This is a genomic window from Paraburkholderia phenoliruptrix (assembly GCF_047325075.1).
Lineage (GTDB): Bacteria > Pseudomonadota > Gammaproteobacteria > Burkholderiales > Burkholderiaceae > Paraburkholderia > Paraburkholderia phenoliruptrix.
Genome location: NZ_CP168531.1, coordinates 1,113,226 through 1,140,190 on the forward strand (window position 1 = coordinate 1,113,226; position 26,965 = coordinate 1,140,190).

Below are 26,965 nucleotides of genomic sequence, written 5' to 3' on the forward strand. Positions count from 1 at the left end.
ATGCAAAAACACTCTTTGATTGCAGTAGCGGTCGCACTGTTCGCCGCCGGTTGCACGATGGCGCCGAAGTACGAGCGCCCCGCCGCGCCGGTAACGAGCACTTTCCCGACCGGCGGTGTGTACGACGCGCAGCCGGGCGCCGCCCAGCCGGGCGCGCGCAGCGCCAACGGCATGGCCGCGGCCGACATCGGCTGGCGCGATTTCTTCGTCGATCCACGCATGCAGCGGCTGATCGAGATCGCGCTGAAGAACAACCGCGATCTGCGCGTGTCGGTGCTGAACATGCAGGCGTCGCAGGCGCAGTTCCGCATTGTTCGCGCGGGTCTGTTCCCTACGCTCGACGCCGCGGCTTCGCAAACCAAGCAGCGCACGCCGAAAAATCTGTCGGTGTTCGGCAATACGATTTCGAATTCGTATTCGGTCGGTCTGAACGCCTCGTGGGAAATCGATTTCTTCGGGCGCGTTCAGAGCCTGAAGGATCAGGCATTGGCGCAATACCTGGCCACTGCACAGGCGCGCAAGGCAGCGGAAATTTCGCTGGTTTCGCAGGTCGCGAATCAGTATCTGACGGTGCTCGAACTCGACGACCTGCTGAAAGTCACGCAAGGCACGCTGAAAACCGCCGAGGAGTCGTATCGCATCACGAAGCTGCAGTTCGACAACGGCACGGGTTCGGAACTCGACCTGCGCCAGGCGCAAACCGTGGTCGAGCAGGCGAGCGCGAACCTGCAGTCGCAGGAGCGCTTGCGGGCTCAGGCCGAGAATGCGCTGGTGCTGCTGCTCGGCGAGCCGCTGCCCGCCGATCTGCCGCCGGGCCTCACGTTGAGCGACCAGAACCTGCTCACGGATATTCCGGCGGGTCTGCCGTCCGATCTGCTGACGCGTCGTCCGGACATCATGGAGGCCGAAGAGAACCTGCTCGCGGCCAATGCGAATATCGGCGCGGCGCGTGCGGCGTTCTTCCCGAAGGTCTCGCTGACGGGCAGTTTCGGCACGTTGAGCCCGACACTCGGCGGTTTGTTCAAGCCGGGCTCGGCCGCGTGGAGCTTTGCGCCGTCCATCACGTTGCCGATCTTCGAGGGCGGCCAGAACAAGGCCAACCTCGATCTCGCCAACATCCAGAAGAACGCCCAGATCGCCACGTATGAAAAGGCGATCCAGACGGCCTTCCGCGAAGTGGCGGACGCGCTGGCCGCGCGCGGCACGTACGATCAGCAGATCCAGTCGCTCGAGCGCAACACGTTCGCGCAACAGCGCCGGCTGGATCTGTCGAATCTGCGCTATACGAACGGCGTCGACAGCTACCTGTCGGTGCTGACGGCGCAGACCGATCTGTACTCGTCGCAGCAGTCGTTGATCACTGCGCGCATGGAGCGTCTGCAGAACCTGGTCACGCTGTACCAGGCGCTTGGCGGCGGCTGGATCGAGCATAACGGCGATCAGCCGCGTCCGGCCGATGCTCCCGTCGACTACGGCGCGGCGAGTGCGCCGGCGGCAGCTTCGGCGGCCACTGCGGGCTGAATGTCGCAGCGGTTCTAAAGCACGTAACAAAAAACGCCACGGCATGCCGTGGCGTTTTTTTTTGCACCGAACCTTGCGACTGCAGCGACCGGCGGGCCGTTTATGGTTTGCGACAGCAAAGAAGCCCGACGCGCGACCGGCGCGGGCTCCCGGCCGTGAGCCTCAATGCAGATCCGCCGCGCGGAACATCTCATCGCGTTGCGGTTCCTGGCCGCCGCGTCCGTCGAAATCATGGCCAGCCCTGCGGATGTCGCACTGCGCCTTCTTCTCGCTTTTGACGCCGTTGAAAATCAGATTCAGCACGACCGCGGACACCGAAGCCAGCAGAATCCCGCTGTGCAAGAGCGGCGACAAGGCCGCCGGCAGCCGCGAGAAGAAGTGCGGCGACACCACCGGCACGAGTCCGAGCCCGATACTCACCGCGACGATGAACAGGTTGTGGTGATTCTTCACGAAGTCCACCTTCGACAGCACCTTGATGCCGTTCGCCGCGACCATGCCGAACATCACAATGCCCGCGCCGCCCAGCACGAACGCCGGCACCGAGGCGACGACCTGCGCCATCTTCGGAAAGAGGCCGAGCAGCACGAGAATCACGCCGCCCATCGCGCAGACAAAGCGGCTCTTTACGCCCGTCACGCCGATCAAGCCGACGTTCTGCGAAAACGACGTATGCGGAAACGAGTTGAAGATGCCGCCGATCAGCGTGCCGAGTCCGTCTACGCGCAGGCCGCGCACCAGCGTTTTCTGATCGACCGGCCGGTCGACCATGTCGCCGACCGCGAGGAACATACCCGTCGATTCGATGAAGGTGACGAACATCACGGTGACCATGGTCGCGATGGAAAGCGGATCGAAGTGCGGCAAGCCGAAGTGGAACGGCATCACGAAACCGACCCACGGCGCGTGCGTGACGCCGTCCATGTTGACGCGGCCAAGCACGAGCGCGATCACGAAGCCCGCCACAATGCCAAGCAGCACCGAGATGTTGGCGAGGAAACCTTTGGCAAACTTGTTGATGAGCAGAATCAGCATCAGCACGATCAGCGACAGGCCGAGGTACAGCGGATTGCCGTAGTCGGGATTGCCGACGCCGCCGGCCGCCCAGTTGATGCCGACGCCCATCAGCGACAAGCCGATCACCGAAATCACCACGCCGATCACGACCGGCGGGAAAAAGCGCAATAGCTTGCCGACGGCGGGCGCCAGCAGAATGCCGATCACGCCGGCGGCGATGGTCGAGCCGAAGATATCCAGAATGCCGAGCGACGGATTCGTGCCGATCGCCACCATCGGGCCGACCGCGGCGAAGGTGCAGCCCATGATCACCGGCAGGCGGATGCCGAAGATCCACAGGCCGAGCGTCTGGATCAACGTGGCGATGCCGCAGGAGAACAGATCCGCGCTGATCAGGAAGGCGATCTGGTCTTTCGGCAGCTTGAGCGCCGCGCCCACGATCAGCGGCACGGCGACGGCGCCGGCGTACATCACCAGGACGTGCTGAATGCCGAGGGTCAGCAACTGGCCCGCGGGCAGCCGCTCGTCGCACGGGTGAACCGTGTTCGATTGCATAACGTCTCTCTCCACCGTCTAGTTTTGGGATGGACTCCAAGGTATCGGGGACGAAAAAGCGCAACAAGACCGCTGGCGCCTATTCCCGCATTCCCGGTCACGATATGGGTGGGTGCGCCCGGAAACGCGAATTTGCCGCGAGCGGCGGTTTCACCGGCGGGCAGCCCCTTGCAGCCGCGCAGCGCGCGCCGCCGCGCCGCGTGCCCGGGCCGCGGCGATATATGTGAGAATCGATAACGTGTATCCGGCCTCGCGCATAGTCGGATTTTCGTGCGGCGCGCCGTGGGGCGGGGTTAACCCGCGATTCGCCTGCGACGGCCGGTTTTCCGGCTCGCCGCCGCGAGGCTTTGCGCAGCGCGCGCGGCGCGTAAAAATACGTCTTTCCGCATCTCCGGCACGCGCTTCTGCGTGCGTTAACCCATCCCACGTTATCGCTCATGAGCTTTTTCGGCATCGACCTCGGCACCGGTTCCCTCAAAGTTGCAATCGTCGATGAAGACGGCCACGAGCAGGCGGCCGCCAGCGTCGCTTATGCGCTTGAGACGCCGCACGCGGGCTGGGCGGAGACATCGGTGCAAACGTGGTGGCGCGCGCTTACCGAAGCCGCGGCGCGCTTGCCGCAGGCGCTGCGCCGGGAGGTCAAGGCGATTGGCTTGTCGGGCCAGATGCACGGCGTGGTGTTGACCGACGCGTCGGGCAACGCGGTGCGGCCCGCCATGCTGTGGCCCGACACGCGCGCGCTCGATCTGCTCGACGCGTGGCCCGAGCCACAGCCGAATCCGGTCGCGCCGGGCATGGCCGGTCCGTTGCTGCGCTGGATCGTGCTGCACGAGCCGGAGTCCGCGCGCCGCACCCGCTGGGCGCTGCAGCCGAAGGACTGGCTGCGCGTCGCGCTGGGCGGCGCGGTCGCCACCGATCCATCCGACGCCTGCGCGACTGCGCTCGCCGATCCCGACGGCGCGTGGGACGCGGCGCTGCTCGAGCGGCTCGGCATCCCGCACGAGTGGTTGGCGCCGCCGGGGCCGTCGTATGCGGCCGCCGGCGTGCTGTCGCCAGACGCCGCACAGGCCTTGGGTTTGCGCGCCGGCATCGTGTTGGCCACCGGCGCCGCGGACACGCCGTGCGCCGCGCTCGGCAGCGGTCTTGCACGCGACGGCGACGCGCTCCTCACAACCGGCACCGGCGGCCAGATCGTGGTGCTCGCGGAGCACGAGCCTGCGGCTGCGCGAGGCTTGCATCGCTATCGGGCGGCGAGCGACCACTGGTATCGGATGGCCGCGATGCAAAACGTCGGCATCGCGCTCGAACGCGCGCGCGGGTGGCTGTCGTACGAGTGGGCAGAGGCCTATCGTGACGCGTTCGGCGAGGGGCCTGGCGATCCGTCGGCTCACGCTGTGGGCACGAGCGGACAAGCCGGCGCAAGCGCAAAGGCAAACCTGCGCGCGACCGCGCGCGCGGCGGCCACCGCAACACCAGCCGCACCGCTCACCTTTCTTCCGTACCTGACAGGCGAGCGCACGCCGTGGCTCAATCCCTCGGCGCGCGGCGGGTGGCTCGGGCTCGCGCTCGATCACACGCGCGGCGCGATGATGCGCGCCGCATTCGAAGGCGTCGCGTTTTCACTGCGCGCGGGTCTCGATGCGATCCGCACAAGCGGCGCGACGGTGACCACACTGAAACTTGCAGGAGGCGGTTCCGTCGATGCACGCTGGCGCCAGTTGCTCGCCGATGCGTTGGGCGCGGAGCTTCACGCGGTGGATTGCCCGAACGCGGCGCCGCGCGGCGCGGCGATTCTCGGCGGTATCGCGAGCGGCCACTGGCATGTGCACGATCTCGCCGCACTGGCGCCCGGCGCCACACCTGTGGCCAGCCCGCGAGGCGACCGCGCGCTCGCCGACCGCTATGCACGCTTTCTCGATCTGTACGGTCGCGTCGAAACATGGTTCGACGCTTCCACAGCAGCTCAGCCACCAGGCCGCGATGTCACGCGCTGACAAGGCGGTGACGCACTTTGCAATACCATGACGCTTTTCGTGCGCTAGCCTGTAGCACGCGCAGCCCAGCTCGACTGCAGAATCCGCATGCCGCGACACAGCGCTTCGCGGCGTGCAACGCTCGACACGCAACCTTCAAGATCCATCGCATTCACCGACTCACAGGAGTAGTCACGATGAAAACCAAAGCAGCCATCGCATGGAAAGCCGGCGCCCCGCTGACGATCGAGGAAGTCGACCTGGAAGGCCCGCGCGCCGGCGAGGTTCTGATCGAAGTGAAAGCAACCGGCATCTGTCACACCGACTATTACACGCTCTCGGGCGCGGACCCCGAAGGCATTTTCCCGGCAATTCTCGGCCACGAAGGCGCAGGCGTGATCGTCGACACGGGGCCGGGCGTCGGCACGCTCAAGAAGGGCGACCACGTGATTCCGCTCTACACGCCCGAATGCCGGCAATGCAAGTTCTGTCTGTCGCGCAAGACGAACCTCTGTCAGGCGATTCGCGCGACGCAAGGAAAGGGACTGATGCCTGATGCTACGTCCCGTTTCTCGCTGGACGGCAAACCGCTCTTTCACTACATGGGCACGTCCACGTTTTCGAACTACATCGTCGTGCCGGAGATCGCCGTCGCGAAAATCCGTGAAGACGCTCCGTTCGACAAGGTCTGCTACATCGGCTGCGGTGTGACGACGGGCGTCGGTGCGGTGGTGTACTCGGCGAAGGTTGAGGCAGGTACGAACGTGGTCGTATTCGGTCTGGGCGGCATCGGCCTCAACGTGATTCAGGGCGCCAAAATGGTCGGCGCCGACAGGATCATCGGCGTCGATATCAACCCGGGCCGCGTCGAACTGGCGAAGAAGTTCGGCATGACGCACTTCATCAACCCGAATGAAGTCGAGAACGTGGTCGACCACATCGTGCAGTTGACCGATGGCGGCGCGGATTACTCGTTCGAATGCGTCGGCAATGTGAAGCTGATGCGCCAGGCGCTCGAATGCACGCACAAGGGTTGGGGGCAGTCGTTCATCATCGGCGTGGCGGCGGCCGGCGAAGAGATCAGCACGCGTCCGTTCCAGCTGGTCACGGGCCGCGAGTGGAAGGGCTCCGCGTTCGGCGGCGCGCGCGGCCGAACGGATGTGCCGAAGATCGTCGACTGGTACATGGAAGGCAAGATCAACATCGACGATCTGATCACGCACCGGCTGCCGCTCGAGCGCATCAACGAGGGCTTCGATCTGATGAAGAAGGGCGAGTCGATCCGCTCGGTTGTGCTGTACTAAGCGAGGAGCGTTGCGATGCTCGAACTATTGTCGTCGCACGCCTGCCATGGCGGCGTGCAGCGTTTCTACCGGCACGAGTCGCGGACCATCGGCCTGCCGATGCGCTTTTCAGTGTATCTGCCGCCGCAGGCCTTGCAGTCCAATGCGAAGGTGCCCGCGCTGTTTTACCTCGCGGGGCTGACCTGCACCGAGGAGACCTTCGCGATCAAGGCGGGCGCGCAGCGCTTTGCCGCGCAACATGGCGTGGCGCTCGTCGCGCCCGACACGAGTCCGCGCGGCGCGGGCGTGCCGGGCGAGAGCGCGGCGTGGGACTTCGGCGTGGGTGCGGGCTTTTACGTCGATGCCACACAGGAGCCGTGGACGCGGCACTATCGCATGTATTCGTATGTGCGCGACGAGCTGCGCGAGACCGTGCTGGCCGAACTGCCCGTGGACGCTGCGCGGCTCGGCATCTTCGGGCATTCCATGGGCGGGCACGGCGCGCTGATGCTGGCGCTGCGCAATCCGGACATCTATCGCTCGGTGTCGGCGTTCGCGCCGATTGCCGCGCCCTCGCGCTGCCCGTGGGGCGAGAAGGCGTTCAGCGGCTATCTGGGCGACAACCGCGAGGCGTGGAAAGCGTACGACGCGAGCGAGCTCGTGGCGCGCGCATCGCGCAGGTTCGAGGAAGGCATTCTGGTCGATCAGGGACTCGCCGACGCGTTTCTCGCCGAGCAGCTGTATCCGGACGTGTTCGAAGCCGCGTGCGAGGCTGCGGGCCAGCCGCTGACGTTGCGCCGTCACGCGGGTTACGACCACGGGTATTACTTCATCTCGACGTTTATCGAGGATCACATCGCGCATCACGCGAAGGTGCTGCTCGGCTGAGGGTCATCGTGTCGATGGCGGCGCCGTGCGGGCCGCCATCGAATGTGTGCTTCAGCGGCGCTTCAGCAGGCTCGCGCCGTACACCACCGCCGAGAGCGCCGTGATCCAGAAGCTCGTCGGCCAGTCGGTATAAAACGCGAGCGTCACGCCGAGCCATGCTTGCAGCAGCGCCAGACCGGCCGCGAGCACGAGGCCGGCCCAAAGCCGCGTGGTCATGTTTTGCGCGGCGGCGGCCGGGCCCACCATGAGCGTGAAGACAAGCAATACGCCGACGATCTGCGTGCACGCGGCCACCGCGAGCGCCGCAATCGCCAGAAACAGCACCGACACGAGCCGCAAGGACACGCCCTTGGCTTCGGCCAGTTCCGGCTGCAGCGATGCGAAGAGCAACGGCCGCATGATCGCCGCGAGCGCGAGCAGGCTGACCGCGCCGAGTCCCGCCAGCACCGCCAGGGTCGATTCGTTCACGCCGAGCACGTTGCCGAACAGCAGCGCCGTGACCTGCGTCGCATAGGCCGTGAAGAAGTGCAGAAACAAAAGCCCGAAGCCAAGCGACAGCGAAAGAATCACGCCGATGGCGACATCGCGCCCGGCGAGCCGCTCGCCGAGCGCCCCCATGCCGACGCCTGCCGCGAGCGTGAAGCCGACCATGCCCCAGATCGGCGAAATGCCGATCAGCACCGCGCCGGTCGCACCGGTGAAGCCGACATGCGAAAGCGCGTGGCCCGCGAAGGTTTGTCCCCGCATCACGAGAAAATAGCCGACCACGCCCGCGAGCACGGCGACGATTCCCGACGCCGCAAACGCGTTCACCATGAAGTCGTATTCAAACATCGTGCTTGTGTCCGTCGCGTGGGTTGTGCGGGTGCTCGCGCTCATTGGCGTGGCCATTCTCGTGGCCGTTCTCGTGGCCATTCGCGTGGCCGTTCGAGTCGCCGTTCGCGTCGCCATGAGCGTGCCCGTGGGAGTGGCCGTGTGCATGGCTATGAGCATGACCGTGCGCGTGAGCGTGGGAATGCGCGTGCCCGCCGTTTTCGTCGTGCTCGTGTTCGTGATCGTGCTTTTCCACTTCGACGCCGCCCGACATCACGAAGATGCGGCCGTTCACGCGCATCACGTCGATCGGCGAGCCGTAAAGGCGCGACAGCACGGGCCGCGTGATGACTTCGTCGACGGTGCCGAGCGCCGCGACGCCGCTGCCGAGATACAGCACGCGATCGATCGAGTTCAAAAGCGGATTGAGTTCGTGTGCGGAGAACAGCACGGCAATGCCAAGCTCCTGCTGCACGCGCCGTACGAGTTCCACCACGCTCTTCTGATGATGCGGGTCCAGGCTGATCAGCGGTTCATCCAGCAGCAGCAGTTTCGGATTGCCGAGCAGGCATTGCGCGAGCAAAAGGCGCTGGCGCTCGCCGCCGGACAGTTCGGACAGCGGCCGTTCGGCGAGTTGACGCCCGCCCACCAGGTCGAGCACGCGCTCGACATCCGCGCGGGTTGTCGCGTCCGCGTGAGGCAGGCCCCAGCGGTGGCCGTCTGCCGCCATCGCGACGAAATCGCGGCCGCGCACGCGCCGCCCCGCGAGCGCGCTGCGCGTTTGCGGCATATAGCCGATCGACGGGTTGCCGCGGGCCACCGCTTCTCCCAGCACGCGGATCGTGCCGCTTGCTGCCGGCACGAGGCCGAGCACCGCGCGCATCAGCGTGGTCTTGCCCGCGCCGTTCGGTCCCAGCACGCCGACGAATTCGCCCTGATTCACGACGAAGCCCGTATCGCGCAAGATCGTGCGCTCGCCCAGTTCGAGCGTGACGTGATCGAGTTCGAGCACGGGCGCGCGGTTTGCCGCGAGTGTCGCTTCGCTCAGGGAGGCATTGGCTGGCGTGCTGCGGCCAGTGTCGTTCATTGGCTCTTTCCTTTGACGCCGGCCGCCGCGTTTGCGTCGCCACGTTTGCCGAGTGCCGCGCCGAGCGCGTCCAGTTGCGCGAGCATCCACGTCTGATAGGTGGTGTGAGCGGGCTCCGTCTCGGTGACGCTCACAGTCGGCACCTTCGATTGCTGCGCGAGATTCAACATGCGTTTTGTCAGGGCCTCTGTTGCCTGGCTGTTATAGATCAGTACGCGCACGCGCTTTTCGCGGAGATCGCGTTCGAACGCGGCGATGTCGGACGCGCTTGCCTCCGTGTCGTTCATGGCCGCCATCTGGAAGCGCATGTTGCGCATGGTGAGCCCGATGGCGTCCGACATGTAGCCGAACACCGGCTCAGTCGCCGTGACCGGCGTGCCCGCATAGCGGCCGTGCAGTTCGGCGACCTTGCCTTCGACCGGCTTCAGCGAATCGAGAAACTTCGCGAGGTTCGCATCGTACGCCGACTTGTGCGCCGGGTCAGCCGCGATGAGCGCCGCGCTGACCGCGCGCGCCACCTTCGGCATGGTCGCGAGGTCGTACCAGAGATGCGGGTTGTCGCCGCTCTTCTTGCCGGTCAGCTCGGCCGCGACGATGGTCGTGCGCTTGCCGCCCTCGGCGTTCTTCGATGCGGCCAGCAATTTTGCCATCCACGGATCGTAGTCGGCGCCGTTGTAGACCACAAGGCTCGCATGCTGCAGCGCGCGCGCCGTCTTTGCGCTCGCCTCGAACAGGTGCGGGTCCTGGTCCGGGTTACTGAGAATGCTCGTCACGTCGACACGGTCGCCGCCCAGTTGCTGCACCACGTCGCCGTAGAAGTTTTCCGCCGCCACCACGGGAATTTTCGCATCCCCGGCGAGCGCTGCCTGGCTTAACGCGAACGCGGCTGTGACTGCAGCGACATACTTCGGGAGCAACATGGTGACGATCTTCTTCATTGTGTGTCCTGCTGCAGGAGGTTGAACGAATCGCGAACCCGAGGACGGCTGCGGCGTTTCTGGCCGACGCCCATGCCGGTGCCGGGCGCGTCCGTCAGCATGTGGCGCGAGCGCCCGCATGACCTCGTGCGGACGCAACAGCGGGCGGGAACGCGAGTCCGCAATGATATAACGTATCTCATTTCATTGTCAGTAAACCGGCGGGGGCCGCTGGGAGGCGCGGCGCGCTCGTTGCGCGCTGCACCATCGAAATCTGCCCGAGCGCCTTGACATGGCCCGGTGCGTATCCGATCATTCGATCACAAACAGAGCAATTGATCGCGCAATGAGCGAACGCTCACTACGCGTCGAAAGCGGAACGAACCGGAGACAAAGCGTGGCAGCACGACTGCAAGACAAGGTGGCCATTCTGACGGGCGCGGCAAGCGGCATCGGTGAAGCCGTGGCGAGGCGCTATCTGGACGAGGGCGCGCAATGCGTGCTGGTCGACGTCAAGCCGGCGGACAGTTTTGCCGACGCGCTGCGCGCCTCGCATGGCGAGCGCCTGCTGACTATCAGCGCGGACGTCACGCGCCGCGAGGACATCGAGCGCATCGTCGCGCGCACGGTGGAGCGTTTCGGCCGGATCGACATTCTCTTCAATAACGCGGCGCTTTTCGACATGCGCCCGATTCTCGACGAATCATGGGACGTGTTCGACCGCCTCTTCGCGGTCAATGTGAAGGGCATGTTCTTCCTCATGCAAGCCGTGGCGCGACACATGGTCGAGCAAGGCCGCGGCGGCAAGATCATCAATATGTCGTCGCAGGCGGGGCGGCGCGGCGAAGCGCTCGTGTCGCATTACTGCGCGACGAAGGCCGCCGTGCTCAGCTACACGCAATCCGCGGCACTGGCGCTCGCGCCGCACAAGATCAATGTGAACGGCATCGCGCCGGGTGTCGTCGATACGCCGATGTGGAAAGAAGTCGACGCGCTCTTCGCCCGTTACGAAAACCGGCCGCTCGGCGAGAAGAAGCGCCTCGTCGGCGAAGCAGTGCCGCTCGGGCGCATGGGCGTGCCCGAAGATCTGACGGGCGCGGCGCTTTTCCTCGCATCGGCGGATGCGGACTACATCACCGCCCAAACGCTTAACGTCGACGGCGGCAACTGGATGAGCTGAGCGCTTCAATGCGCCCCAATGCATCGTCCAGCGCCATTTCGTACAACAAACGCAGCATCACATAACGCACGAGAAAGGAGACAACGCACATGAAACCAGCCCTCAAATCCGCGCTCAGAGTGGTCAGCGCAGGCGCCGCTGCATGCTTTGCGCTTAGCGCGTCGGCGGCCACGGTCACGATCGCGACGCTGAACAATCCGGACATGATCGAGCTGAAGAAGCTCTCGCCCGAATTCGAAAAGGCCAATCCGGACATCAAGCTGAACTGGGTGATTCTCGAAGAAAACGTGCTGCGTCAGCGGGCCACGACGGACATCACGACGGGCAGCGGCCAGTTCGACGTGATGACGATCGGCGCCTATGAAACGCCGCAATGGGGCAAGCGCGGCTGGCTCACGCCGCTCACGAACCTGCCCGCCGACTACGATCTGAACGACGTGGTGAAGACCGCGCGCGACGGCCTGTCCGCAGGCGGCCAGTTGTACGCGCTACCGTTTTACGTCGAAAGCTCCATGACGTATTACCGCAAGGACCTGTTCGCGGCGAAGGGTCTGAAAATGCCCGATCAGCCGACCTACGACCAGATCGCGCAATTCGCCGACAAGCTCACCGACAAAGCCAACGGCGTCTACGGCATCTGCCTGCGCGGCAAGGCGGGCTGGGGCGAAAACATGGCTTACGGCACGACGGTGGTGAACACCTTCGGCGGCCGCTGGTTCGACGAAAAATGGCACGCGCAGCTCACGTCGCCGGAATGGAAGAAGGCCATCACGTTCTACGTCGATCTGCTGAAGAAAGACGGGCCGCCGGGAGCGAGCTCGAACGGCTTCAACGAAAACCTCACGCTGATGTCCTCGGGCAAGTGCGCGATGTGGATCGACGCGACCGTGGCAGCCGGCATGCTGTACAACAAGCAGCAGTCGCAGATCGCGGACAAGGTCGGTTTCGCGGCCGCGCCGGTGCAGGTCACGCCCAAGGGCTCGCATTGGCTGTGGGCGTGGGCGCTCGCGATTCCGAAGTCGTCGAAACAGACGGATGCGGCGAAGAAGTTCATCACGTGGGCCACGTCGAAGCAGTACATTGAACTGGTCGCGAAGGACGAAGGCTGGGCCTCGGTGCCGCCGGGCACGCGTCAGTCCACTTACGCGCGCGCCGAGTACAAGCAGGCCGCACCGTTCAGCGACTTCGTGCTGAAGGCGATCGAAACCGCCGACCCGGATCATCCGACCTTGAAGCCGGTGCCGTACACGGGCGTGCAGTTCGTCGGGATTCCTGAGTTTCAGTCGTTCGGTACGGTGGTCGGTCAGAGCATCTCCGGTGCGATTGCCGGTCAGATGAGCGTCGACCAGGCGCTGGCGGCAGGCCAGGCTACCGCGGATCGCGCGGTGAAGCAGGCCGGCTACCAGAAGTGATCCGGAAGTAATCCGGAAATAAGGCAGAACCTCGTCACTTGAAGCACGTGGCACGCGCCGGCTGACGCCCGTCAGCCGGCTCACGCAGCACAGCGGGCCGTTATCGCCGCGCCCATGCCGCAACGCCGTTTTGTCGCCGCATGCAAGCGACACGGCAGTCCGCGCGGTTCGTGCGGCCCGCGCATTACCGAACAGGTGGTCAATCATGCGTCCTCTGCGCCTGCCTCTCATGCATGCCCATCCCCAGACAGAAAAAGAACGCGAAGTCCGCAAAGCCAATTCGGCGCGCTGGCTCGTGTCGCCGTCGGTCGCCGTCCTTTTGCTATGGATGACGATTCCGCTCGCGATGACGATCTGGTTTTCGTTCTCGCGCTACAACCTGCTGAATCCGGATCTGAAGGGCTTCGCCGGTTTCGACAACTATCAGTTCCTGGCGGGCGATCCGTCGTTCGGTCCGTCGATCGTTCATACGCTGCAACTGATCGTCTCCGTGCTCGTCATCACGGTGGTGGGCGGCGTGCTGATGGCGATTCTGTTCGACCGCAAGTTCTACGGCCAGGGCGTCGCGCGGCTGCTTGCCATCGCGCCGTTCTTCGTGATGCCCACGGTGAGCGCGCTCATCTGGAAGAACATGATTCTGCATCCGGTCTACGGTCTGATCGCGCAAGGCATGCGCGCGCTGGGCATGCAGCCGATCGACTGGTTCGCCGAGTATCCGTTGACGGCGGTCATCATGATCGTCGCGTGGCAATGGTTGCCGTTCGCATTCCTGATTCTCTTCACGGCGATCCAGTCGCTCGACCAGGAGCAGAAGGAAGCCGCGCGCATTGACGGCGCGGGACCGTTCGCGATGTTCTTCTACATCACGCTGCCGCACCTGAAACGCGCGATTGCCGTGGTGGTGATGATGGAAACAATCTTTCTCCTCTCCATCTTCGCCGAAATCTATACGACGACGGGCGGCGGCCCGGGCACCGCGACCACGAACCTGTCGTACCTCATCTATTCGCTCGGCCTGCAACAGTTCGACGTCGGTCTTGCGTCGGCGGGCGGCATTCTCGCTGTCGTGCTGGCCAATATCGTGTCGTTCTTCCTCGTGCGGATGCTCGCGAAGAACCTCAAAGGGGAGTACGAAAAATGAGCCACGTTGCTTCTACTGCCGCGTCGAGCGCGACGCCCATTACAGTGCCGGCGAAATCGCCGTTCGACGCGGTCCGCCGCGCGATTCCCGGCGTGATTGCGTGGCTCGTCGCGCTGCTGCTGTTTTTCCCGATCTTCTGGATGACGATCACCGCATTCAAGACCGAACAGCAGGCGTATTCGTCGTCGCTCTTCTTCACGCCCACATTCGACAGCTTTCGCGAGGTGTTTGCGCGCAGCAACTACTTTGCGTTCGCGTGGAATTCGATTCTGATCTCGGTGGGTGTCACGGTGCTGTGCCTGATTCTGGCCGTTCCAGCCGCCTACGCGATGGCGTTTTTCCCCACGCGCCGCACGCAGAAAGTGCTGCTCTGGATGCTGTCGACCAAGATGATGCCGTCCGTCGGCGTACTGGTGCCGATCTATCTGCTGTGGAAAAACAGCGGCCTGCTCGATACGGTGTCCGGTCTCGTGATCGTCTACACGCTGATCAATCTGCCGATCGCGGTATGGATGTCGTTCACCTATTTCGCTGAAATTCCGCGCGATATTCTGGAGGCAGGAAGAATCGACGGCGCGGCGACCTGGCAGGAAATCGTCTATCTGCTGATGCCGATGGCGCTGCCGGGGCTCGCTTCCACTGCGCTCCTGCTCGTCATTCTTTCGTGGAACGAAGCATTCTGGAGCATCAATCTGTCCAGTTCGAATGCGGCGCCGCTGACCGTGTTCATTGCTTCGTATTCGAGTCCTGAGGGCCTTTTCTGGGCCAAGCTGTCGGCCGCTTCGCTGCTTGCGGTGGCGCCCATCCTGATCGTCGGCTGGTTGTCGCAGAAGCAGCTCGTGCGCGGCCTCACGTTCGGGGCGGTCAAATGACGGCAGGCATGAGTGCAGGCAATCTCGCGCTGATCTGCGACTGCGACGGTGTGTTGATCGACAGCGAGGCGGTGGCGGCGCGCATGCTCGTGCAGGAACTGCAGGCGCGCTGGCCCGGCGCGGACGTCGAACCGGTGGTGTTGCCGCTTCTCGGGCTGCGTATCGAAAGCGTGCTGGAAGGCACGGCCATGCAGCTCGGCAAGAGCCTCGGGCTCGACGACATCCGTGCGATTCGCCGGTCGGTCGAAGCCGCCGCCGTGCAGGCATCGGCAGTGCAAGGCATCGAGCATGCGCTGGCGCAGGTCCCGCTTCTGAAGGGCTGCGCGAGCAACAGTTTTCGGCCCTACGTCGAGACGGTTCTGGCGCGCACGGGACTCGTGAGGTTCTTCGGCGACCGGCTCTTTTGCGCCGACAGCGTGGCTAATCCGAAGCCCGCGCCCGACGTCTATCTGGCAGCCGCGCGGGGTTTGCGCCTCGCGCCGTCCGCGTGCCTCGTCGTCGAGGACAGCGTCACCGGCGTCACGGCGGCGAGCGCGGCGGGCATGACGGTGCTCGGTTTTATCGGCGGAGGTCATGCGAGCGACGCGCAGATCGACAAGCTGCATGCAGCCGGCGCGCGGCATGTCTTCGACGACATGCTTCAGTTGCCGGAGCTCGTCGCGCAGTGGACGCTGAGCGCGACCGCCGCGGCGCCCTGAGCGCACAGCGGTGCGCGCGCCGGGCATCGGCAACGCAATGGCAGCAAACAGGCATCGGACAGGCAACAGCCAGGCAACAGCCAGGCAACAGCCAGGCAACAGCCAGGCAACAGCCAGGCAACAGCCACGCAACAGACAAAGCAACACGCAGCATTACACGGAGACACATCATGGCAAGCGTCACTCTGCGCAACATCCGGAAGGCCTACGACGACACTGAGGTGATGCGCGACATCAACCTCGATATTGCCGACGGCGAGTTCGTCGTGTTCGTGGGCCCGAGCGGCTGCGGCAAATCCACCCTGATGCGGATGATCGCCGGCCTCGAGGACATCAGCGGCGGCGATCTGACTATCGACGGCACGCGCATGAACGACGTGCCGCCCGCCAAGCGCGGCATTGCGATGGTGTTTCAGTCCTACGCGCTGTATCCGCACATGACGCTCTACGACAACATGGCCTTCGGCCTGAAACTCGCCGGCACCAAGAAGCCGGAGATCGACGCGGCGGTGCGCAACGCGGCGAAGATCCTGCATATCGATCATCTGCTCGATCGCAAGCCGAAGCAGCTTTCGGGCGGCCAGCGCCAGCGCGTCGCGATTGGCCGGGCGATCACGCGCAAGCCGAAAGTGTTTCTGTTCGACGAACCGCTGTCGAACCTCGACGCCGCATTGCGCGTGAAAATGCGCCTCGAATTTGCGCGCCTGCACGACGAGCTGAAGACCACGATGATCTACGTGACGCACGACCAGGTCGAAGCGATGACGCTGGCGGACAAGATCGTCGTGCTGTCGGCGGGCAACCTCGAACAGGTGGGCAGTCCGACGATGCTGTATCACGCGCCGGCCAACCGGTTTGTGGCGGGCTTCATCGGTTCGCCGAAAATGAACTTCATGGAAGGTGTCGTGCAGTCGGTCACGCACGACGGCGTCACCGTGCGCTATGAAACCGGCGAGACGCAGCGTGTCGCGGTGGAGCCCGGCTCGGTCAAGCAGGGTGACAAGGTGACGGTGGGCATCCGGCCCGAGCATCTGCATGTGGGCATGACGGAGGACGGCGTGTCGGCGCGGACGATGGCCGTGGAATCGCTCGGCGACGCAGCGTACCTGTATGCCGAATCGAGCGTTGCGCCCGATGGTTTGATCGCGCGCATTCCGCCGCTCGAACGTCACGCGAAAGGCGATACGCAGAAGCTCGGCGCGACGCCCGAGCATTGCCATCTGTTCGACAGCCAGGGCAAGGCGTTCCAGCGCAAGATCGTCGAAGTGCTGGCGGCTTGAGCTTATGGCGCGAGGAAGGCGCGGGCGGCGCCTTCCTGTTTTTCAGCCTGGATCGCAGGCGGCGAGCGCCGTGCTTACGCGTCTAACGCCGCGCGCGCGCACAGCTCGTCGGTCACGAGCCCCGACAGCCAGCCGCCTTTCAGCACGGCGATCAGCGCCTCGCGTTTGCGCTTGCCGCCTGCGAAACCAATGGTCGGCCGCCGCGGCGGCGAGTCGATTGAGATGCTGGTCACGCGCCGGCCCGTAGGCGATTCCACGCGCGCGCCGGCGGCATCGATCGGCAGTCCTAGCATTTCGGCCACTGCGCCGTTCTGCACCAGTTCCTTCACTTCCGCCGACGTGATGAAGCCGTCCTCGTGCAGCGGACACTTCGGCCCGATATTGCCGATGCCGACAAACGCCACGTCCGCCTCTGCCGACAACGATTCGACGATGCGATACAGCCTGTGATTGCACCACTGCGCGCGTTCGGCCTCGCTGTCCGCGATCAGCGGTGCGGGCAGCAGAAAATGCTTGCCGCCGGTCTTCTCCGAAATGTGCAGCGCGACGTCGTAGCGGTTCGAGGAGCCGTCCTGAGCGATGGCGCCGACCATCGACACGAGCCGGTGCTGCGGACGGTCCAGCTGCGCGATCTGATCGACCGCGGCTTTGAGCGTCCGGCCGCTGCTGACGGCCACCACCATCGGTTTTTCTTCGGCGAGGTAGCGCTCCATGACCTGCGCGCCCGCCACCGCGAGCTTGCGGTCGACCTCTTCGGGCGTGTCGCTGTCGATCGGCACGACTTCGCACATCGAAAGGCCGTAGCGTTTGGATAACTGATCGGCGAGCGACAGACAGTCGGCGAGCTGATGATCGACGCGCACGCGAATCAGGTTCTTTTCCACCGCGAAAGCGACGAGCCGCTGCGCGACCGGCCGGGACACCTGCAGCTTCTCGGCGATCTCGTTCTGGGTGTTGCCCGCGACGTAGTAGAGCCACGCGGCGCGAGTAGCAAGGTCGAGTTTTTCTGTGGACTTGGGCACGGTGACGATCCGCTTGAAGGGCGCCGATGATAGCAGCCGGCGCAGCGGGGTCGACGCGCGACCCGGCCGGCTGCGGTTTGCGCGGTGCTCTCGCGCTCAGGCGAGCCGTTCGCGCGCGGGGTCGAAAAGCGGCCGCACGTGACGGTACAGCGCGCGGTAAGCCTCGAGCCGCGCGCGCAATTCGACGTGGCGGCGCGGATTCGGCGTGAATTCCTTCTCGATGGGCGGCTTGCTGAGTACGGTCGCCGGATCGCCGCCCGCCGCGAGCCAGCCGAGGCGCGCCGCGCCGAGTGCCGCGCCTGTTTCGCCGCCGCCGTGCTTGCGCGTCGCGGTGTCGAGGGCGTCGGCGAGCAGTTGCGCCCAGTAATCGCTGCGTGCGCCGCCGCCGAGCAGCGACAGTGCCTTCGCTTCGGTGCCGGCTGCGCGCAGTGCGTCGAGGCCGTCCGTGAGCGCGAGCGTGACGCCTTCCAGCACCGCATAGCCGAGCAGCGCGCGATCCGTCGCGTGATTCATGCCGAAGAACACGCCCTGCGCATAGGGGTCGTTGTGCGGCGTGCGTTCGCCGGACAGGTACGGCAAGAAGAGCGGCGCGGTGTTGAGCGCGTCCGCGGGCAGTGCTTCGATTTCGGCGAGCAGCGTGGGCTCGTCGGTGGACGTGAGCTTGCAGACCCAGCGCAAACAGCTCGCCGCCGAGAGCACCACGCTCATTTGATGCCAGCGGTCCGGAATCGCGTGGCAGAACGCATGCACGGCGGAAGCCGGGTTCGGCCGGAAGCTGTCGCCGACCACACACAGCACGCCGGACGTGCCGAGCGACACGAAGCCGTCGCCCGGTTGCGTCGCGCCGATGCCGATTGCGCTCGTCGCGTTGTCGCCGCCGCCGGCCGCGACGATCACGCCGTCGCTCAAACCCAGCTCGCGCGCGACTTCCGGCAGCAACGTGCCGGACGGCGCGCTGCCTTCGGCGAGGCTCGGCATCTGCGCGCGCGTCATGTTGCAGGCGGCGAGCAGCGAATCCGACCAGTCGCGTTGGGCGACATCGAGCCACAGCGTGCCGGCCGCATCCGATGGATCGGACACCTTGCCGCCCGTCAGTTGCAAACGCAAGTAGTCTTTCGGCAGCAATACGCACGCCGTCCGCGCGAAGATGTCGGGTTCGTGACGCGCGACCCACAGCAGCTTGGGCGCGGTGAAACCCGGCATCGCCAGATTGCCGGCCACGCTGTGCAGGTCCGGTGCGCGCTGGGTGAGTTCGGCGCATTCCTTGTCGCTGCGCATGTCGTTCCACAGGATCGCGGGCCGCAGCACGCGGTCCTCGGCATCCAGCAGCACGGCGCCGTGCATCTGGCCGGACAGGCCGATGCCGCGAATCTGCGCAAACTCGTCGGGATGCTTCGCGCGCAAGGCGGCGAGCGCGCTACGCGTGCCGGTCCACCAATCTTCGGGATTCTGCTCGGCCCAGCGCTGATGCGGGCGCGAAACGGTGAACGGAGAGCCAGCGGTGCCGATCACGCGTCCGGTGGAGGCGAGCAGCAGGACTTTCACTTCGGACGTGCCGAGGTCGATGCCGAGATACATGGGCGCGAAACCTTCGTCGTTGGAGATGCGCTACTTTAGCCGCACACGGCGCGCGGTGCCATGCGCATTAAGCCTGGCACCGCGCGCCGTGTGCGCCGTGAACTGACCGTGAAGATGCCGTGCTGCGTTACAGCTGCCCGCGTTTCGCGAGCCACACGTCGACGCGCGCCAACGCGCCGGCCAACGCGGACTCGAGTTCCTGCGTGCCTGCCATGCTGCCCCACAGCAGCCGGTCCGCCGCGAACGCCTGCAACGGATCGGGCGCCGCAAAGAAACCTCGCGCGACGCGCTCGTCCATCACGCCGTCCTGGTAGGTGTAGGGCAGCGTGCCCGCCTGCCAGCGTTCGAGAAAGCGGAAGAACAGCGCGGGCAGCATCGCGGTCGCCGCCGGCGTGACGCCGCGCTCGAAGCATTCGGCGAGCGTCGGCGCAATGAAGCCGGGCAGTTTCGAGAAGCCGTCAGCCGCAACTCGCTGGTTTGTGTCCTGGATATAAGGATTGCCGAAGCGTTCGAGCACGACGTCGCGATAGCGTTCGAGATCGAGCGGGCTCGGCGTGAGACAGGGAGTCACGTCTTCGGTCACGTAGTCGAAAGCGAACTGGCGGATGTCCGCGTCGTGCGTGCCTTCGTGAATGTAATTCAGACCGACGAGCGTGCCGGCCCACGCAATACAGCTGTGCGTCGCGTTCAGAATGCGGATCTTCGCTTCTTCGTAGGGCAGCACCGAATCCACCAGTTCCGCGCCGACCTTCTCCCACGCCGGCCGGCCCGCAATGAAGCGCTCCTCGATCACCCACTGGATAAACGCTTCGCCCATCACGGGGCAGGCGTCGTCGACGCCCGTCGCGGCCTTCACGCGCTCGCGCACGTCCGACGTCGGGCGCGGCGTGATGCGGTCGACCATCGAACTCGGACACGCCGTGTTGTCGTCGAACCATCGTGCGAGTTCGCCCGCGCCGCGCAGTTCGAGGAACGCGCTCATGCCCGCATGAAAACGCTCGCCGTTGCGCCGCAGGTTGTCGCAGGTCTGCAGCGTGACGGGACCGGCGCCGGCTTTCATGCGCGCGTCGAGAATCGCCGCCAGCGCGCCGTAGATCGTGGTGTGTCCGCCCTGGAGGTCGGTCGAAAGATCGGGATTGGCCGTGTCCAGTCGATCGTGTTCGTCGAGGTAGTAGCCGCCTTCCGTCACCGTGAACGAAATGATCTTGCAGGCCGGATCGGCGCCGGCTTCGATCAGCGCATCGAGGCTTTCGGTCCACGGTAGGACGCGTTCAATGGAGCGGATCGTCTCGTAGGCGCGCTCGCCCTGCGGCGTAACCGTCTCGAGCGTATAGGTGCCGTTTTGCGCAGCCAGTGCTTCGAGCACCGCGTTCATGTCGCTGCGAATATTGCCGACGGTGAGCGACCAGCGCGGCTCGTCCGGCCGCCTCGCTTCATTCAGCCTGTGGAGATACCACGCCTGATGCGCGCGATGAAACGATCCCGCGCCGATATGCAGAATCACCTGTGCGGCCGCGCCGCTGCCTTGCTCGCTGCTCATTGTGCGTCTCCATCTGTCTCAGCTGCTGCGCGGCTTGTCGCGCGCATTTATCGGTCGATAGAGCATTTGCTCTGTATGTGAGCGAATGATCGTACCCGCCGAAACGAAAGTCAAGGCGAGCACGCGCTGTTTTCGTGGCGCGCCGCGGCGGGCGGGGGCCGCCGCGCTTCGTTGAGCGCGTGAAGGGACGCGGTGGAGCGCGCTTTATCGGGCCTTTTGCATTGCATCATTCTTGACCTCCCACGCGCCAGGACTTACCCGAATGCAAAAAAGTATCGGTCCGCGGTCTCATTTTTAGTGGTGGCCGGCGCGTTTGAAGGCTACTTTTCGCTCTACAAGACGAAGACGAGCGGCCGCTCTCCCGCGCCGCATCATGGAGGCAGACAGTGCAACCCGATCTCGAGATTGTGGAAGTACGCCGCGACGAGTCGTTCAAGGTGTGGTCGCACGGCTATCCGTATCGCACGGTACGCTGGCATTTTCATCCGGAATACGAGATCCATCTGATCGTGGCGACGACGGGCAAGATGTTCGTCGGCGATCACATCAGCAGCTTCGCGCCGGGCAATCTCGTGTTGATGGGCCCGAACCTGCCGCATAACTGGGTGAGCGACGTGCCCGAAGGCGAGAGCATTGCGCAGCGCAATCTCGTCGTGCAGTTCGGCCAGGAATTCGTGTCGAGCTGTGTCGAGAGCTTTCCGGAATGGCGTCAGGTCGAGGCGCTGCTCGCCGATTCGCGCCGCGGCGTGTCGTTCGGCGCGCGCACGAGCGCTGCTATCCAGCCGCTCTTCCTCGAATTGCTGGCGGCGCGCGGGCTGCGTCGTCTGGTGCTGTTCATGTCGATGCTTGAAATCCTGATGAACGCCGACGACCGCGAGACGCTCGCGAGCCCCGCTTATCAGGCGGACCCGACGGGCTTCGCGTCGACGCGCATCAATCATGTGCTTTCGTATATCGGCAAAAACCTCGCGAACGAGCTGCGCGAATCGGATCTCGCGCAACTGGCCGGCCAGAGCGTGAGCGCGTTTTCGCGCTATTTCCGCCGCCATACGGGCTTGCCGTTCGTGCAGTACGTGAACCGCATGCGCATCAATCTCGCATGTCAGTTGCTGACGGACAGCGAACTGAGCGTGACGGATATCTGTTTCAAGGCAGGCTTTAACAACCTGTCGAACTTCAACCGGCAGTTTCTCGCGGCGAAGGGCATGGCGCCTTCGAAGTTTCGCCGCTATCAGCAACTGAACGACGCGAGCCGCGATGCCTCGGAAGAAGCCGCCGCGCGCGGCAAGGGTATCGACGACGCGCCCCCGATCGTGGTCGCGCCCGGTTTGCCGCGTTCTGCGGCGGCGGCCGCGTATCCGCCAACGTAGCGCCCGCTTGATCCACCGCCGCGCCGTTTCTGGCAAGGCGCCTTGCATGACCCGTGTACCAACACGTATCGCGCTGTCCCACGACAGCGTGACGGACGTGCTCACTTCAAAAACGGAGACAACCATGACGCAAACCACCCTGAAACAGGCCTCGTCGACCCCATTCGCGCGCCGCGGCCTTCTCTTCGCGAGCCTGGCATTGAGTCTTTCATGCATCGCCGCGCCCGCCGCACAGGCGGCGCCGCTCAAGATCGGTATGACCTTCCAGGAACTGAACAACCCGTACTTCGTGACCATGCAGAAGGCGTTGAACGAGGCCGCTGCATCGACGGGTGCAACGGTTGTCGTGACCGACGCGCATCACGACGTGAGCAAGCAGGTGAGCGACGTGGAGGACATGCTGCAGAAGAAGATCGACATTCTGCTCGTGAACCCGACCGACTCGACGGGCATTCAATCCGCGGTGACGTCGGCGAAAAAAGCGGGCGTCGTGGTGGTCGCGGTGGATGCGAACGCGAACGGTCCGGTCGACTCGTTCGTCGGCTCGAAGAACTTCGACGCGGGACAGATGGCCTGCGAGTACCTCGCGAAGTCGATCGGCGGCAGCGGCGAAGTGGCGATTCTCGACGGCATTCCGGTCGTGCCGATTCTGGAACGCGTGCGGGGCTGCAAGGCGGCGCTCGCGAAGGCACCGGGCGTGAAGCTCGTGGATACGCAAAACGGCAAGCAGGAGCGTGCGACCGCGCTCTCCGTCACCGAGAACATGATCCAGGCGCATCCGAACCTGAAGGGCATCTTCAGCGTGAACGACGGCGGTTCGATGGGCGCGCTGTCCGCGATCGAGTCTTCGGGCAAGGACATCAAGCTGACGAGCGTCGACGGCGCGCCGGAAGCGATCGCCGCGATCCAGAAGCCGAATTCGAAGTTCGTCGAAACGTCCGCGCAGTTTCCCGCGGACCAGGTGCGCATTGCGCTCGGCATCGCGTACGCGAAGAAATGGGGCGCCAATGTGCCGAAAGCCATTCCCGTCGATGTGAAGATGATCGACCGCAGCAACGCGAAGGGTTTCAGCTGGTAAGCCGAATGCCCGCCGTTGCCGCCGCGCGCGGCCGACATGGCCGCCCGACAGGGCGGCGGGCAGCCATGGAGCACCGATGGACACGATACTCAAGCTCGAGAACATCAGCAAAAGCTTTCCCGGCGTGAAGGCGCTGCAGGGCATTCACCTGGAGATTGCACGCGGCGAGATTCACGCGCTGCTCGGCGAAAACGGCGCGGGCAAGTCGACGCTGATGAAGATCCTATGCGGCATCTATCAGCCCGACGAAGGCACGATCACGATAGAAGGCGAGCCGCGCCACTTCGCGAATTATCACGACGCGGTGGCGGCGGGCGTCGGCATCGTGTTTCAGGAGTTCAGTCTGATCCCGTATCTGAATGCGGTGGAGAACATCTTTCTCGGTCGCGAGATGAGGACCGGTCTGGGCCTCCTCGAACGCGGCAAGATGCGGCGCGCGGCGGCGGATATTTTCGCGCGGCTCGGGGTGTCGATCGATCTGTCCGTGCCGATTCGCGAACTGTCGGTTGCGCAGCAGCAGTTTGTGGAAATCGGCAAGGCGCTCTCGCTCGAAGCGCGCATTCTGATTCTCGATGAACCCACCGCGACCCTCACGCCCGCCGAAGCCGAGCACCTGTTTGCGATCATGCGCGACCTGAAAAAGCAGGGCGTCGCGATGATTTTTATCTCGCATCATCTGGAAGAAATCTTCGAGGTGTGCGACCGCATCACAGTGCTGCGCGATGGTCAATACGTCGGCATGACGGAGGTCGCGCAGTCCGATGTGAGCCGTCTTGTCGAGATGATGGTGGGGCGCCGCATCGAAAGCAGCTTTCCGCCGAAGCCGCCGCTCTCCGGCAGCGCGAAAATCGTGCTCGACGTGCAGAAGCTGCAGTTGCTGAAAGACGGCCCGGTGCTGCAATTCACGCTGCGCGAAGGCGAGATTCTGGGCTTCGCGGGACTCGTCGGCTCGGGCCGCACCGAGACCGCGCTCGCCGTGATCGGCGCGGACCCGGCTCATGCGAAGGAGATTCGCATCAACGGCGAGGCCGCGAAATTGTCCGATCCCGCCGATGCATTGCGCGCGGGCGTGGGCATTCTTCCCGAAAGCCGCAAGACGGAAGGGCTCATTACGGACTTTTCGATCAAGCAGAACATTTCGATCAATAACCTCGGCAAGTATCGCTTGCTGCGCTTTTTCATCGATCAGCGCAGCGAAGCGCGCGCCACCGCCGACATCATGAAACGCGTGGGCGTGAAGGCGCCGACCATGCACACCGAAGTGGCTACGCTGTCGGGCGGCAACCAGCAGAAGGTGGTGATCGCGCGCTGGCTGAACCATCACACCAACATTCTGATCTTCGACGAACCGACGCGCGGCATCGACGTCGGCGCAAAGGCGGAAATCTATCTGCTGATGCGCGAACTCACCGCGCGCGGCTATTCGATCATCATGATTTCGTCGGAACTGCCGGAGATTGTCGGCATGTGCGATCGCGTCGCCGTATTCCGGCAAGGCCGTATCGAGGCGCTGCTCGAAGGCGATCAGATCGACTCGAACGCCGTCATGACTTATGCAACCGCCGGCACTCGTGGAGCCCTGCATGAACACGCCTAATTCCTCTTCGTCGCCGAAAACATCGAGCGTGAGCAGCAATACGCCGGGCGCGCCGGTTCGCTTCACGTGGGCCGCGTTGAAGCGCTCGACATTGTTCTACCCGTTCATCGGCCTGGTCGTGGTGTGCATCGTGATGGTGTTCGCGAGCGACAGCTTTCTCTCAGCGGCGAACATCGAAAACGTGCTGCGTCAGGTGTCGATCAACGCGATCATCGCGGTCGGCATGACGTGCGTGATTCTGACGGGCGGCATCGACCTCTCGGTCGGCTCGGTGATGGCGCTGTCGGGCACGCTCGCCGCCGGGCTGATGGTGGCCGGCATGAATGCGCTCGCTGCGTTGGCAATCGGCGTTGCAGTGGGCCTCGGTTTCGGCGCGGCCAATGGGTTCTTCGTCGCGTTCGCCGGCATGCCGCCGATCATCGTCACGCTCGCGACGATGGGCATCGCGCGCGGCCTCGCGCTTATCTATACCGGCGGCTATCCGATTGACGGCTTGCCCGACTGGGTCAGCTTCTTCGGCAGCGGCAAGATTCTCGGCATTCAGGCGCCCGTGGTGATCATGGCCGTGATCTATGTGATCGCATGGGTGCTGCTCGAGCGCATGCCGTTTGGCCGCTACGTGTATGCGATCGGCGGCAATGAACAGGCGACGCGGCTATCGGGCGTGCGCGTCGCGCGCGTGAAGCTGATCGTCTACACGATAGCGGGGCTCACGTCTTCGTTTGCCGCGATCGTATTGACCGCGCGTCTGATGAGCGGCCAGCCGAACGCGGGCGTGGGCTTCGAACTCGACGCCATCGCCGCCGTGGTGATGGGCGGCACGTCGATCTCCGGCGGGCGCGGTTCGATTATCGGCACCTTGATCGGCGCGCTGCTGCTCGGCGTGCTGAACAACGGGTTGAACATGGTCGGCGTGAATCCATATGTGCAGAACGTGATCAAGGGCGGAATCATTCTGCTTGCGATCTATATCAGCCGCGACCGCAGAAAGTGACGCTCTCTTTTCATCGATTTCCACCTGGCAGGATATGCAATGACGAATCCATTCACACCATCCGACAAGCAAAACATGACGGCGATTGTCTGCCACGCGCCGAAAGACTATCGCGTCGAACAGGTGGCGCGGCCGCGCCCGCGAGCGCACGAACTGGTGATCCGCATTGCGGCTTGCGGAATCTGCGCGAGCGATTGCAAATGCCATTCGGGCGCAAAAATGTTTTGGGGCGGCCCGAGTCCGTGGGTCAAAGCGCCGGTGATTCCGGGGCACGAGTTCTTCGGCTACGTGGAGGAGCTCGGTGAAGGCGCAGCCGGGCACTTCGGCGTGGAGGTGGGCGACCGCGTGATTGCGGAGCAGATCGTGCCGTGCGGCAAATGCCGCTATTGCAAGTCGGGCCAATACTGGATGTGCGAGGTGCACAACATCTTCGGCTTTCAACGCGAAGTCGCGGACGGCGGCATGGCCGAGTACATGCGCATTCCGCCGACCGCGATCGTCCATAAGATTCCCGATGGCATTTCTCTCGAAGACGCCGCCATCATCGAACCGCTCGCGTGCGCAATTCACACCGTGAATCGCGGCGATCTGCAGCTGGACGACGTCGTCGTGATTGCAGGCGCGGGTCCACTCGGCTTGATGATGACGCAGGTCGCGCACCTGAAAACGCCGAAGAAGCTGGTCGTGATCGATCTGGTGGAAGAGCGCCTTGCGCTCGCGCGCGAGTACGGCGCCGACGTGACGATCAACCCGAAAAAGGACGACGCGCTCGCGATCGTCCATTCGCTGACTGACGGCTACGGCTGCGATGTCTACATTGAAACGACCGGCGCGCCGATCGGCGTCAACCAGGGGATGGACCTGATTCGCAAGCTCGGGCGTTTCGTGGAATTTTCGGTGTTCGGCGCGGATACCACGCTCGACTGGTCCGTGATCGGCGACCGCAAGGAGCTCGATGTGCGCGGCGCGCATCTCGGGCCTTATTGCTATCCGATCGCCATCGATCTGCTCGCGCGCGGACTCGTGACATCGAAAGGCATTGTCACACACGGGTTTTCGCTGGAAGAATGGGACGAAGCGATCAAGGTCGCCAATTCGCTCGATTCGATCAAGGTGCTGATGAGGCCGCGCGCGTGAGTTTGAGTCTGA

General features: G+C 64.4%; 22 protein-coding genes. 15 read left to right on the plus strand and 7 right to left on the minus strand.

What is annotated here, in order from left to right; all coding sequences use genetic code 11:
• Positions 1-1,521 (plus strand): efflux transporter outer membrane subunit, encoded by a 1,521-nt coding sequence (locus tag ACEN8U_RS17175; RefSeq protein ID WP_041745738.1) that lies wholly within the window; start codon positions 1-3, stop codon positions 1,519-1,521.
• 162 nt (positions 1,522-1,683) lie between these two features.
• On the opposite strand, the gene ACEN8U_RS17180 is transcribed toward ACEN8U_RS17175, so the two are convergent.
• The gene (locus tag ACEN8U_RS17180) at positions 1,684-3,093 is read right to left on the minus strand and encodes a nucleobase:cation symporter-2 family protein (protein WP_013589495.1); all 1,410 of its coding nucleotides are present in this window, start codon (positions 3,091-3,093) and stop codon (positions 1,684-1,686) included.
• A 437-nt stretch (positions 3,094-3,530) separates the two neighbouring features.
• Between ACEN8U_RS17180 and ACEN8U_RS17185 the strand changes: the two genes are divergently transcribed.
• The 3 genes from ACEN8U_RS17185 (at position 3,531) to fghA (ending at position 7,237) form a co-directional block, all read left to right on the plus strand.
• Positions 3,531-5,087 carry a xylulokinase gene (locus tag ACEN8U_RS17185; RefSeq protein ID WP_015003650.1) on the plus strand — a complete coding sequence of 519 codons (1,557 nt, stop codon included), beginning with the start codon at positions 3,531-3,533 and terminating at the stop codon, positions 5,085-5,087.
• Positions 5,088-5,263: 176 nt separating this feature from the next.
• The gene (locus ACEN8U_RS17190; RefSeq protein ID WP_413658616.1) at positions 5,264-6,370 is read left to right on the plus strand and encodes an S-(hydroxymethyl)glutathione dehydrogenase/class III alcohol dehydrogenase; all 1,107 of its coding nucleotides are present in this window, start codon (positions 5,264-5,266) and stop codon (positions 6,368-6,370) included.
• A 15-nt stretch (positions 6,371-6,385) separates the two neighbouring features.
• Positions 6,386-7,237, plus strand: coding sequence for an S-formylglutathione hydrolase (gene fghA / locus ACEN8U_RS17195; RefSeq protein WP_015003649.1), 852 nt, complete (start codon positions 6,386-6,388; stop codon positions 7,235-7,237).
• Between the two features lie 51 nt (positions 7,238-7,288).
• Here fghA and ACEN8U_RS17200 read toward each other — a convergent pair whose 3' ends face one another.
• The 3 genes from ACEN8U_RS17200 to ACEN8U_RS17210 are packed head-to-tail and all read right to left on the minus strand — an operon-like array spanning position 7,289 to position 10,075.
• The gene (locus ACEN8U_RS17200; RefSeq protein ID WP_015003648.1) at positions 7,289-8,071 is read right to left on the minus strand and encodes a metal ABC transporter permease; all 783 of its coding nucleotides are present in this window, start codon (positions 8,069-8,071) and stop codon (positions 7,289-7,291) included.
• Positions 8,064-9,137 (minus strand): ABC transporter ATP-binding protein, encoded by a 1,074-nt coding sequence (locus ACEN8U_RS17205; protein WP_015003647.1) that lies wholly within the window; start codon positions 9,135-9,137, stop codon positions 8,064-8,066. The genes ACEN8U_RS17200 and ACEN8U_RS17205 overlap by 8 nt, the downstream gene beginning before the upstream one ends.
• A complete protein-coding gene (locus tag ACEN8U_RS17210; protein WP_015003646.1) occupies positions 9,134-10,075 on the minus strand; it encodes a metal ABC transporter solute-binding protein in 942 nt (313 codons plus the stop codon). Before ACEN8U_RS17210 ends, ACEN8U_RS17205 begins: the two co-directional genes overlap by 4 nt.
• 325 nt (positions 10,076-10,400) lie before the next feature.
• Here ACEN8U_RS17210 and ACEN8U_RS17215 point away from each other — a divergent pair, with 325 nt between their 5' ends.
• The 6 genes from ACEN8U_RS17215 (at position 10,401) to ACEN8U_RS17240 (ending at position 16,637) form a co-directional block, all read left to right on the plus strand.
• Entirely contained in the window at positions 10,401-11,234 is an 834-nt protein-coding gene (locus ACEN8U_RS17215) for an L-iditol 2-dehydrogenase (RefSeq protein WP_051156763.1), read from the plus strand.
• A gap of 89 nt (positions 11,235-11,323) precedes the next feature.
• The gene (locus ACEN8U_RS17220; RefSeq protein WP_013589487.1) at positions 11,324-12,646 is read left to right on the plus strand and encodes an ABC transporter substrate-binding protein; all 1,323 of its coding nucleotides are present in this window, start codon (positions 11,324-11,326) and stop codon (positions 12,644-12,646) included.
• A 205-nt stretch (positions 12,647-12,851) separates the two neighbouring features.
• Positions 12,852-13,787, plus strand: coding sequence for a carbohydrate ABC transporter permease (locus tag ACEN8U_RS17225; RefSeq protein WP_015003643.1), 936 nt, complete (start codon positions 12,852-12,854; stop codon positions 13,785-13,787).
• Positions 13,784-14,659: a carbohydrate ABC transporter permease gene (locus ACEN8U_RS17230; protein ID WP_013589485.1), complete on the plus strand. Its 876-nt coding sequence runs from the start codon at positions 13,784-13,786 to the stop codon at positions 14,657-14,659. Before ACEN8U_RS17225 ends, ACEN8U_RS17230 begins: the two co-directional genes overlap by 4 nt.
• Positions 14,656-15,357, plus strand: a complete 702-nt coding sequence (locus ACEN8U_RS17235) for an HAD family hydrolase (RefSeq protein ID WP_013589484.1) — start codon at positions 14,656-14,658, stop codon at positions 15,355-15,357. Before ACEN8U_RS17230 ends, ACEN8U_RS17235 begins: the two co-directional genes overlap by 4 nt.
• A 170-nt stretch (positions 15,358-15,527) precedes the next feature.
• Entirely contained in the window at positions 15,528-16,637 is a 1,110-nt protein-coding gene (locus tag ACEN8U_RS17240; RefSeq protein ID WP_015003642.1) for an ABC transporter ATP-binding protein, read from the plus strand.
• A gap of 74 nt (positions 16,638-16,711) precedes the next feature.
• Here ACEN8U_RS17240 and ACEN8U_RS17245 read toward each other — a convergent pair whose 3' ends face one another.
• The 3 genes from ACEN8U_RS17245 to dalD form a co-directional block, all read right to left on the minus strand.
• Positions 16,712-17,659, minus strand: a complete 948-nt coding sequence (locus ACEN8U_RS17245; protein ID WP_015003641.1) for a sugar-binding transcriptional regulator — start codon at positions 17,657-17,659, stop codon at positions 16,712-16,714.
• 96 nt (positions 17,660-17,755) lie between these two features.
• Positions 17,756-19,237: a xylulokinase gene (gene xylB / locus ACEN8U_RS17250; RefSeq protein WP_015003640.1), complete on the minus strand. Its 1,482-nt coding sequence runs from the start codon at positions 19,235-19,237 to the stop codon at positions 17,756-17,758.
• Positions 19,238-19,364: 127 nt separating this feature from the next.
• Entirely contained in the window at positions 19,365-20,777 is a 1,413-nt protein-coding gene (gene dalD / locus ACEN8U_RS17255; RefSeq protein ID WP_015003639.1) for a D-arabinitol 4-dehydrogenase, read from the minus strand.
• Positions 20,778-21,163: 386 nt separating this feature from the next.
• Here dalD and ACEN8U_RS17260 point away from each other — a divergent pair, with 386 nt between their 5' ends.
• The 5 genes from ACEN8U_RS17260 to ACEN8U_RS17280 all read left to right on the plus strand — a co-directional run bounded on the left by ACEN8U_RS17260 (position 21,164) and on the right by ACEN8U_RS17280 (position 26,953).
• On the plus strand, positions 21,164-22,147 hold the full coding sequence (locus ACEN8U_RS17260) for an AraC family transcriptional regulator (RefSeq protein WP_015003638.1): 984 nt from the start codon (positions 21,164-21,166) through the stop codon (positions 22,145-22,147).
• Positions 22,148-22,271: 124 nt separating this feature from the next.
• Positions 22,272-23,225, plus strand: a complete 954-nt coding sequence (locus tag ACEN8U_RS17265; protein ID WP_041745733.1) for an ABC transporter substrate-binding protein — start codon at positions 22,272-22,274, stop codon at positions 23,223-23,225.
• Positions 23,226-23,301: 76 nt separating this feature from the next.
• Positions 23,302-24,822 (plus strand): sugar ABC transporter ATP-binding protein, encoded by a 1,521-nt coding sequence (locus ACEN8U_RS17270; protein ID WP_015003636.1) that lies wholly within the window; start codon positions 23,302-23,304, stop codon positions 24,820-24,822.
• Positions 24,809-25,816, plus strand: a complete 1,008-nt coding sequence (locus ACEN8U_RS17275; protein ID WP_015003635.1) for an ABC transporter permease — start codon at positions 24,809-24,811, stop codon at positions 25,814-25,816. Before ACEN8U_RS17270 ends, ACEN8U_RS17275 begins: the two co-directional genes overlap by 14 nt.
• 39 nt (positions 25,817-25,855) lie before the next feature.
• Positions 25,856-26,953, plus strand: coding sequence for an erythritol/L-threitol dehydrogenase (locus ACEN8U_RS17280; protein ID WP_015003634.1), 1,098 nt, complete (start codon positions 25,856-25,858; stop codon positions 26,951-26,953).
• Positions 26,954-26,965 lie beyond the last annotated feature (12 nt).